Consider the following 8,527-nt stretch of genomic DNA (forward strand, 5'->3'; position numbering starts at 1 on the left):
CTTGCTGGTAATTACTTTCCAACAGCATTAAAAATTCATATACCCTTTTTTGATGGATATCCTGGGTGGTGAATTCATGTTCTTTTACCTGGATCAGTTTAAGCAAAAAAACTTTGAGCAATGCCCTTACCATAATAATATTATTGCTGGTATATTCTTTATCCAGTAATTGGAATATTCCCGAAAGTTCAGTGGCTGATGTTTCATTTAGCCTGAGGCAGGAAAATTCACCCTGTACATTAAATATTTTGAAAAGATCAAGAAGAAATTCTTTATCTTCTTCTTCCAGCATACTTCTTTTAAAAGAAATCAGCTCGCCATTTTTTCCCGCTTTATTCAATTGATGAACCCTATATGGGGGGATCAGATAAATCCAGTCAGCCTTTGCCTCCAGTTCTGTGTCTTTTAGTGCGTGTAGGGCTTCTTCATTTTTTAGCCAGACAATCTCAAAAAAATCCTTCCGTCCGGGGTCATTAAGATAACTCGGAGGGCAATTACCCAAATTCCGTATATAAATTAACGATTTTTCAAGTCCCGGTTGCAGTGCTGCATTTATCATGGCATAAAGATAAGGACTATGAGTTTGTTGTATTGGACGATTGGGAAATTATGGTGGACTATTCGGAAACCCTTCTTTTTTTGTGGCTTATTTATGACTTTTTGACCCTTTATTTTCCTGATTGTCCCACATAATGCGCTGATTGTGTAAGGCTAAACCGATTAGCCCTCATTACTTTTACGGAGGATTAAACAATAAGAAAAATGGAGATTGAAAACATAAGTGAGAAGCAGATTGCTAATGATATCCGTGCCAGTCTGGAGATGATTTTAGTTGAAAATACCTGGTTGTTAAAACAAATGGATTTCAACGAAGTGGCCACTCTGGTTAATTATGTTGGGTCTGCTAATCATATTTTTATTATTGCAGCCGGGCGTTCTGGTTTTGCGATGCGGTCGGCTGCAATGCGATTTATGCACCTGGGGCTTAAAGTTTACTTTGTGGGCGAAACCATTACGCCTGCCATACTAAAAGGAGATCTATTAATTGCGGCCTCCGGATCCGGAACAACTAGTACAATTGTAAGGGCGGCACAGAAGGCAAAGGAAGTTGAAGCCATTGTTGTCGCGATCTCAACTCAAGAGCACTCGCTACTTTCTGGTCTTGCAGATCAATTAATTTTGATACCTGCAGCAGGAAAGCAAGATCTTGAGAGCAGTCGCTCTAGGCAATATGCAGGAAGTTTGTTTGAGCAATTCTTGCTGTTATTAATGGATTCAGTATTTCAGTCATTGTGGAAATTTAATGGTATACCAGCCGCAGAGCTATGGAAAAGGCATGCAAATCTTGAATAAATACAATCAATCAATTATATATTATCATTATGGCAAAATTACAAGTAGCAATAGATTTATTAACCACAAAAGAGGCATTGGCATTGGCAGCTAAAGTAGCACCCTATGTAGATATTATTGAACTGGGGACACCTCTGATTAAGAACATGGGGTCGGCAGTTATTACAGCGATGAAAAACGCGCATCCTGATAAATTGGTTTTTGCAGACCTTAAAACTGCAGATGCAGGTGAGTTGGAAGCTGATGTCGCCTTTACTGCTGGTGCAGACTTAGTTACAGTAATGGGAGCAGCGGGAGATGCTACAATCATTGGCGCTGTTAAAGCAGCAAAAGCCCATGGCAAAGGGGTTGTTGTAGACACGATTGGTTATCCGGATCGGGTGAGACGCGCTCAGGAAGTAAGTAAACTGGGAGTGGAATTTGTAGAGCTTCACGCTGGTTTAGACGAACAGTGGACAGATGGTTATTCAATTCAGGTATTGATAGACGAAGCTGCAAGAGTTGGAGTTCCTGTTTCTGTAGCGGGTGGTGTAAACATCAGTAATGTGGTCGCTGTTGTCGAAGCGGGAGCAAAAGTGATAGTTGCAGGTGCAGCAATTTATGGAGCCGAAGATCCGGCAGCAGCTGCGAAGGAATTGCGTGAGGCAATTGATGCGGTATAGCGCCATTTGAGTTTGCTATTTAAGAATGTAGACGATTTTGAAAATGAATTAAGAAGGTCTTTTAATCGCAATTGAAAGACCTTCTTAATTCATTTTCAATTTATAATTTTCTATATTGTTAATCATTAACAAAAAGCCCAATATGATATTAGAAGTTGCTGCCCTGTATATTAAGGAAGGACGAAATGATCAATTTGAATCAGATTTTATAGAAGCGGGTCAATATATAAGTTCAATAACCGGATACATCAGACATAGTTTGCAGAAATGTATTGAACAAGACAACAAATACTTATTACTTGTTGAATGGGAAAATCTCGAAGACCATACAATTGGATTCAGACAATCTGAAGTATATAACAATTGGAAAGAGGCTTTACATCATTATTACGATCCATTTCCAATAGTAGAACACTTTCATGTTGTGGTTACCAATCCGTTACCAGCACATTAAAGGCGTAAAATATGTTATTAAATCAAAAGAAAAGGAAATTACAAGCTTTCGGAATAATTGCATTTATACTAGTGCCTTTGCTGGGGTGGGTATTTCCTTCGAAAGCAAAACCTAATCCGCCGGTTAACAGGCCAAATATAATTTATATACTTACTGATGATATGGGGTATAGCGATGTGAGTAGTTTTGGGGGTAATTTTGTACCTACACCCAATATTGACAGGATTGCTGCTAACGGCAGGAAATTTACTCATTTTTACAGTGCTGCGCCAATCTGTTCCCCATCAAGGGCGGGTTTTATAACAGGTAACTATCCAGCAAGATGGAATTTTTCGACTTACTTAGATAATCGCAAACATAACCGTAATGCGCAGCAAGCAGATTTTCTTGACCCTGAAGCACCCACTATTGCTAAAATTTTTAAAAGCGCCGGATATGCTACAGGACATTTCGGAAAATGGCATTTGGGTGGAGGCCGTGATGTTACCAATGCGCCTGGATTTGAGAAATATGGGTTTGATGAGCATGCTAGTACCTACGAAAGTCCTGATCCCGATCCTTTAATTACTGCTACAAACTGGATCTGGTCTGAAAAAGATAGTATAAAACGATGGGACCGTACTAAATACTTTGTAGATAAAACATTGGAATTTATGCAGAAACATAAAGGACAACCTTGTTTTATTAATTTATGGCCTGATGATGTACATACTCCATGGGTACCTCGAAAAGAAACAGAATATACAGGCCAATATCCGATGAATCCGGAAGAAGAGGCTGCATTTAAATTGGTATTAAAAGAATACGATATCCAGATTGGCAGGCTGCTGGATGGGTTGAAAAAGCTTGGGCTAGATAAAAACACCATTGTTATTTTTACCAGCGATAATGGGCCGCTGCCAAGCTTTAGAGGCACTCGGGCTGCCGGATTACGCGGTACTAAACTTTCTTTGTATGAGGGGGGCACCCGCATGCCATTTATGATCAGTTGGCCGGGCCACATAACACCCGGTACAACCGACGAGACCTCGGTATTAAGCGCACTTGATTTGTTACCTTCATTAGCTAAAATAGCAGGGGTAAAACTACCTAGCAGCTATCGCGGCGACGGTAAAGACCGTAGTACAGCGTTGCTGGGAAAGCCATCTCCCAGAAATATGGATATGTATTGGGAATATGGCCGTAATGATATCGCATTTAAATTTCCCAAAGGTCGCGATAAAAGTCCTAATCTGGCTATACGGTCAGGGCAGTGGAAGCTTTTGATGAACAGCGATGGTAGCAATGCACAACTGTATAACATTCAAAAAGATCAAAATGAATCCAAAGACCTGGCCGCAGATAACCCAAAAATTGTTCAGGGATTGAAAACCAAATTGGATAAATGGTGGACATCACTTCCTAAACTAAAATAATTATTTTATCTATTCTGAAAGTTTTTTTACTTCTTCCAGGCCCTTGGTAAAGCCGTTATTCATAACCTCCTCCCATTCTTCGCCTACCTGCACAGAAGCTTTAAGTTTAGTAATACCATTGTCTTCAGAAAGATGGTATTCTTCCAGGGAGCCTGCCCAGCTTTTCACCCTTTCGCTGGTGGTATCTTCTTTGCCATCTATTACTTCACCTAAATGCTCAAACACGATGTGATAAGGCTCATTTTTTATTTTAATGGTACTAACCATACCATTACCTTTTCCATCCAGGAAGAGTGTTTTACCACCAACCTTCCAATCACTTTCTACTTTGGAACCACCACCAGGATTAAAGGCGTCTGTCCATTGTGAATAAGTTGGCTCATTCCAAAGCGTGCTCCAAACTTTTTGGGCCGGTGCTTTGATCTCTTTTGTGAACTGTAATGTTTTCATAGTAATATTTTTTTAGGGTTAATATATTGTTTAACAAAACTATAGAAAAAAGTAAGCGCGTATGAGGTATTGATGCGACAATTTAAGGGCTTAATTACGACTTGTTTTATCTCTTATAAACAGCTTCATTTTTATATGGTTTGGATAGGGCAGATTTTTTCAACATAAAAAAGAGCAGCCATGAAATGGCTGCTCTGGGAACAAGGGGAATTGAGGGTTAATAAACTTTTTTCTGAGCATTAAACTCTGTCCAGGTTTTTAACCAGGTAGTACCAGCAGCTGTTCCGGCTGCAATTGCACCACGGGTTCCTACCGGAGAAGTTGCCTGAGGGATCAATACATCAGGGCTATAGCTATAAGTTGTATAATTTGCTGCTGTAGGGCCTGCGTAGAAAGAAGTAGGGAGTGCAGAACCTAATTTTAGATAAGCATTTGCAGAAGCACCAGTATTGTCAGGAGTTACAGAACCACCTGCTGCGGCAAAAGCATGCAGGATGTTATTGGTATAAGTACCTGAAGCACCACCTTCATAGATAACACCTGCAGGGAAACCAGCGATCACAGAATTCTGAATGTCAAGACCTGAATTTCTTCTCCAGCGATTACCCAACTTTAATGCAGTGTTATTTGCATTTGTTCCAAGTATGGTGAAGTTTTTTAAAGTAGGTTTTGTTCTTGGAGTTGCAGCACTTCCTGTTTTGTCATTGTCAGACTCAATACCATTTGCATCAGAACTTCCAGATGAAGTACTGTGAGTAGAATTGATTGCTTTTAACCCAACTGCATACTGGATAGAACCAGTATATCCAAAATCGAAATCGAAATCATCATCATCGCCACCAGCAGCTACAAGGTAAGTTGCATTTACAGTTCCACCGAAGAATTCAAAACTGTCATCAGCTGAGTAGGTTACCTGGATGTGATCTAAAGTAGTACCAGAACCAACACCACCTAAGGTTAAACCATTGATTTCATTGTCAGCAAAAAGTTTAAATCCAGGATATTCAATCCTTACATACTTTAATGTTCCTGAATTGTCGGCAGTTGTTGATCCACCATAACTAACATCAACGCCAGCAGGAGGAGTAGGTAATCCTTCGATTACAGTAGTGGTTGGTTTATTAGTTTGTGCACTACCTAATAAAATGATACCACCAAAATCTGCTGCAACACGACTACCTGGAGCTGCCGGAGAGGTAAATACAATTGGCAAAGCCTCAGTACCTACAGCATCAATTTTAGCACCTTTAACTACTACTAGAACACCGTGGATTGGTTTGGTAACAGTTTCCGGTAATCCTGTATCAGGATTGGTTTGAGTACCGGTGTAGTTTTTGTCTACTCCTGAGGAAAGAATTGTTCCTGCAGGAATTTTTAAAGTTTTACCAGAAGGTACATAACTAACTCCATCAATTAACCAAACTTTGCTGCTGGTTAGATTAATGATGTTGTCTGTTGCATTTCCGTCAAAGTTGTCCTGGATCACACCATCTGTGTTTACCGGAATACTTTGAGTTGGATTCGAAAATCCTGCTGATAAAGAACGATTGAAGTTACCGCTTCCGTCGTTGTTTTGATCTTTTTTACAGCTTGATACTGTAAGAGCGGCGGCGGCTACCATAGCTACCAGGCCTGCGTTTTTCAAATGTTTTACCATTTTTTTTGATTTTAATTTTTAGTACTGCTAAGTTAAGGGATGTAGTGTTAAATTAATATTATTTATTTATTTTAATAATTTAATATTCAAATTGTTATGTTATTTATATTAAGTATTTATTTATATAAAGATAGGCCGATTTAATTCATAAATAATGCGTTTACCTGCACTTGGTAGGGTTTGCCGTCAGTACCCACCATATTCGCACCTGATGCTTCTACAGTCTGCTCATTGATATATAAGGTGATGATATTGTAAAAGATTCCATTATTATAATCGTTAATATCAACAACCCCAGCAAAACCTTCATGTAAAGGTTGTTTTGTTGTGGAATCGATAATATAGAATATGAGGTAGCCGTCGCCAGTTACAGGAGTAAAGGTTTTGTAGTTAGTGTATCCTCCGAAGTTAGAGCTAACGTTTTCAATGGTATCCAGATCAGCAAAATCTCCAAGATTATTGTCAAACATTTTTATAATGATATCTACGTTTTTCGGTAAACATTTTTGCGCGAGATTGGCAATTTTAATTTTCATAAAACCTTCTTCGGGTTTCGGCTCATTTTCCTGGGTATTTTCAACTAATGCTGGCTTTGCCTCAGACGAAGGTTGAAACAGTACTAAATTCTTGATGCCGTTCTCTTCAACAGTAATAATTGTATCAGTTAATACCTTGCCTTTGTCGTCTTTAAAACTCAATTTGCCTTTTCCAATGGGAACTTTGATATTTTTAGTGAGATCAAGTCCCACCGAAATTGTGGTTCCGTTATAATCGATGATCAATGGATTAACCAATGTTTGATTTCCAAAATTTATTTTTCCAAATCGCTGAGCTGTTAGTGCAATTTCCTTCTTGCATGCAAGTAGGAAACAACCTAGTGACAGTGTTAAAAGGATTATTTTTTTATAGAATGACATGCCTTTAAAAGTTATAAGTAAAAGATAAGTTGTAGCTGCGGCCGTACTTAACCCGGTAGCGTAATAAGTCTCCTAATTCAGGTTCGTACCTGTCTGTTCCCTTTAGTTTTTTGAAAGGCTCTAATGAATCGGAGGTTTCTGACCAGGAGTTCGCGTTGGTATAATACTCGTCTGCTGCGTTGAGTATATTGCTGATGTTCAGTTTGATCTCCGCCTTTTGTTTAAGAATTCTTCCACTCAGCTGCAGGTCCAATAGACTTCTAGGCCGTTGAAATTCCGTAGCAGAAGGAGTGGATACGATATAAGAACGAAAACCGGACCTGTTGAAAGAAACATTTGTCCCGAAATACTTGGACTGATAAGCGAGTCCCGCATTGATAATGTATGGAGATTGACCAATTAATGGTCGCTTTAATGATTGTATTACATCAATATACCGAGGTGCGTCTTTTGGTTTATCCGGATTAAAATCAGGATTTTCCATCTTTTGAAATGTTTTTATTTCGCTCCAAATTACCGCAGCGTTTCCATACAAGCTAAAATTTTTCAATTCTTCGGCAATGATACCCAGAGATTTGCGCCATTCCATTTCAAATCCATAATTTATTGCAGAATGCTGATTTTTATAGGTCAAAGTAGTTTGAGTTGCATGAGGTGTTTCATTCACCAGCTCCACGGGCTTGTCTAGTTTTTTGTGAAATGCCGATATGGAGATAATTTCATCGGGATTAGGATAGAACTCATAACGAAGGTCAATATTTTGTACGCGGGTGCTTTTAATATTGCCTCCAATAATAAATGCCTGTAATAGAGGATCAGGAAAACCATAAACCTGGGTTTCTCTAAAATCCGGACGTATGATCGTTTGGCTATATGCACCTCTAAAGTTCATTTTTGAAGTCAGACTGTAAATCGCATTCGCAGAGGGAAGAAAATACCAGTTTTTTTCACCTGTTTGTTCTGGTACCGTGCCTTGATATATTTTGTCTGGAAATTTTTGTTCTTCCTGCTCTCTTTTTCTTATCTCGGCTTCCTGTTTATTCTGTAGATTGAAGTTTTCAGCACGAACTCCATATACCAGGCGCAACTTTTTGGTAAGAAGCTGATCCAGCATTAAATAACCTGCGTGATATTTTGAATTTGCCTTGCTGATGTCTCCATTCCCAATATCAAGCCAGTAATAGGCTTGATTTAACCCATAGCCTACACGCTCTGGAGTTAAAAGGTCTTCATATTTATCTATATAATCAGGGGCACCTACCGGCTCAGCATTTCTACTCTTACCGTATATTTTTGCAATAGTTACATCCTGATTTCTTTCTTTGTACCAGCCGGTATATCCTGTTTTTAACAAACTCTTCTCGTTCAAAAAATTAAATGGCTGGCTTAAATTCAAAGACCAGTTTAAATCATCCTGATTCACTGCACTCCATAAACGATAGTCACCAGAGTAATTGTCTTTCAAATCGTCCACCGCCATTACATTGGGTTGTTGATAAAACTTTCCAAGCGTGTTTTTCATTTGGAGATATTTAAAACTCCTGAGGTCTTTGTGTGCCTGATTTAAATGGGTGTAAGCTCCACTCCAGCTTAATTTAAATCCATTGCTACCTATAAGG

Annotated in this window: 8 protein-coding genes and 1 pseudogene; 4 read left to right on the forward strand and 5 right to left on the reverse strand. The window is 39.0% G+C overall.

Going from position 1 to position 8,527, the window contains the following annotated elements:
• Positions 1–559: pseudogene (locus tag AC1DG9_RS19070) on the reverse strand (AraC family transcriptional regulator); the annotation flags it as partial.
• A gap of 203 nt (positions 560–762) precedes the next feature.
• Here AC1DG9_RS19070 and hxlB point away from each other — a divergent pair.
• The 4 genes from hxlB to AC1DG9_RS19090 all read left to right on the forward strand — a co-directional run bounded on the left by hxlB (position 763) and on the right by AC1DG9_RS19090 (position 3,884).
• Positions 763–1,353 carry a 6-phospho-3-hexuloisomerase gene (gene hxlB / locus AC1DG9_RS19075; protein ID WP_172660079.1) on the forward strand — a complete coding sequence of 197 codons (591 nt, stop codon included), beginning with the start codon at positions 763–765 and terminating at the stop codon, positions 1,351–1,353.
• Between the two features lie 29 nt (positions 1,354–1,382).
• Entirely contained in the window at positions 1,383–2,015 is a 633-nt protein-coding gene (gene hxlA / locus AC1DG9_RS19080; protein WP_172660080.1) for a 3-hexulose-6-phosphate synthase, read from the forward strand.
• A 142-nt stretch (positions 2,016–2,157) separates the two neighbouring features.
• Positions 2,158–2,469 carry an antibiotic biosynthesis monooxygenase family protein gene (locus AC1DG9_RS19085; protein ID WP_172660081.1) on the forward strand — a complete coding sequence of 104 codons (312 nt, stop codon included), beginning with the start codon at positions 2,158–2,160 and terminating at the stop codon, positions 2,467–2,469.
• A gap of 11 nt (positions 2,470–2,480) precedes the next feature.
• On the forward strand, positions 2,481–3,884 hold the full coding sequence (locus tag AC1DG9_RS19090) for a sulfatase-like hydrolase/transferase (protein WP_172660082.1): 1,404 nt from the start codon (positions 2,481–2,483) through the stop codon (positions 3,882–3,884).
• 9 nt (positions 3,885–3,893) lie between these two features.
• Here the strand turns inward: AC1DG9_RS19090 and AC1DG9_RS19095 are convergent, their stop codons facing one another.
• From AC1DG9_RS19095 to AC1DG9_RS19110, 4 genes are all read right to left on the reverse strand, one after another.
• Positions 3,894–4,334, reverse strand: coding sequence for an SRPBCC family protein (locus AC1DG9_RS19095; RefSeq protein WP_172660083.1), 441 nt, complete (start codon positions 4,332–4,334; stop codon positions 3,894–3,896).
• A 217-nt stretch (positions 4,335–4,551) separates the two neighbouring features.
• A complete protein-coding gene (locus AC1DG9_RS19100) occupies positions 4,552–5,991 on the reverse strand; it encodes a hypothetical protein (RefSeq protein ID WP_172660084.1) in 1,440 nt (479 codons plus the stop codon).
• A 140-nt stretch (positions 5,992–6,131) separates the two neighbouring features.
• A complete protein-coding gene (locus AC1DG9_RS19105; RefSeq protein ID WP_172660085.1) occupies positions 6,132–6,908 on the reverse strand; it encodes a hypothetical protein in 777 nt (258 codons plus the stop codon).
• 4 nt (positions 6,909–6,912) lie between these two features.
• Positions 6,913–8,527 (reverse strand): TonB-dependent receptor domain-containing protein (locus tag AC1DG9_RS19110; RefSeq protein ID WP_477635046.1); only part of this gene is annotated, 1,615 nt, incomplete at its 5' end.

It is taken from the genome of Pedobacter sp. 05L430, assembly GCF_056397585.1.